This window comes from Pseudomonas sp. FG98 (assembly GCF_057808595.1).
The window spans coordinates 1-1,749 of the sequence record NZ_JBMDIJ010000177.1 but is presented as its reverse complement, the minus strand read 5'-3'; the positions used below and the strand labels follow the sequence as shown (position 1 = coordinate 1,749).

At 61.9% G+C, this 1,749-nt stretch carries 1 protein-coding gene; it reads right to left on the bottom strand.

Going from position 1 to position 1,749, the window contains the following annotated elements; all coding sequences use genetic code 11:
• Nucleotides 1-1,749, bottom strand: a 1,749-nt coding sequence (locus tag ACODSK_RS32605; RefSeq protein WP_489022269.1) for an immunoglobulin-like domain-containing protein, incomplete at both ends; no start/stop codon positions are given.

Here is a 1,749-nt window from a genome sequence, read left to right as displayed (position 1 = left end):
CCAGCGGTGCGACGGTCACAGGCGAGCTGACAGTCGCGGTGTAGGTGATTACGCCACCTTCCACTACGCTCGGAGTCGCAGTGAGCGTTACGGTGCTGGTGTCGATGGTATCGGTGACAGAGGTCACGGCAGGGGTCGGGCTGACGCTCACCCGCTCGAAGTCACCACCGGTGGTGCCGGTGATCGACGCGCTAACGTTGGTGTTGTCGACGTACACGGTGTTGCGTGGTGCATCGACGGTCACCGTGCCTTCGCTCAAGCCTTTGGCGATGGTGATGGTCGAACCGTTGGACAGACTCACGGTCATCGCGCTGCCGGCCGGATTGCTCAGTTTGGCGGTGTAGGTGATCTGGCCGCCTTCCTGGACCGAGTTGGTCGCGGTCAGAGTGACATTGGTGGTGTCCAGGTTATTCGGGTTATCGCTAACCGAAGTGCTAGGAGTCCCCGCCGTTTCCAGCTTCTCGTAGTTACCGCCAGTGGTACCGGTGATGCTGTTGGTGACCGGTGCATTGGTGGCGTAGACGTTGTTCGGCGCGGTGTAGTTGACCGATCCGCTGGTGGCGTTGACGGCGATGGTGATGCTTTGGCCGTTGGCCAGGCTGACTACCAGCGGAGAGCCGGTGACCGGAGCGCTGACGGTGGCGGTGTAAGTAATAATGCCGCCTTCCACCACGCTCGGTGTCGCGGTGAGCGTCACGGTGCTGGTGTCGATGGTATCGGTCACCGAAGTCACGGCAGGGGTCGGACTGACGCTCACCCGCTCGAAATCGCCACCGGTGGTGCCGGTGATGCTGGCGCTGACGTTGGTGTTGTCGACGTACACGGTGTTGCGCGGTGCATCGACGGTGACGGTGCCTTCGCTCAAGCCTTTGGCAATGGTGATGGTGGAGCCGTTGCTCAGGCTCACGGTCATTGCACTGCCGGCTGGGTTGCTCAGTTTGGCGGTGTAAGTGATCTGGCCACCTTCCTGAACCGAATTGGTTGCGGTCAGAGTGACGTTGGTGGTGTCGAGGTTGTTCGGGTTATCGCTAACCGAAGTGCTCGGAGTACCCGCCGTTTCCAGCTTCTCGTAGTTGCCGCCAGTGGTGCCGGTGATGCTGTTGGTCACCGGAGCATTGGTGGCATAGACGTTGTTCGGCGCGGTGTAGTTGACCGAACCGCTGGTGGCGTTGACGGCGATGGTGATCGACTGGCCGTTGGCCAGGCTGACGACCAGCGGCGAGCCGGTGACCGGAGCGCTAACGGTGGCGGTGTAGGTAATCACGCCGCCTTCGACCACGCTCGGAGTGGCCGTCAGGGTCACGGTCGAGGTGTCGATGGTGTCGGTCACCGAAGTCACGGCAGGGGTCGGACTGACGCTTACCCGCTCGAAATCGCCACCAGTGGTGCCGGTGATGCTGGCGCTGACGTTGGTGTTGTCGACGTACACGGTATTGCGTGGTGCATCGACGGTGACGGTACCTTCGCTCAAGCCTTTGGCAATGGTGATGGTGGAGCCGTTGCTCAGGCTCACGGTCATCGCGCTACCGGCCGGGTTGCTCAGTTTGGCGGTGTACGTGATCTGGCCGCCTTCCTGGACCGAGTTGGTGGCGGTCAGGGTGACGTTGGTGGTGTCCAGGTTGTTCGGGTTGTCGGAGACTGTGGTCGACGGTGTACCCGCCGTTTCCAGCTTCTCGTAGTTACCGCCAGAGGTACCGGTGATGCTGTTGGTCACTGGCGCGTTGGTGGCGTAGACGTTGTTCGGCGCGG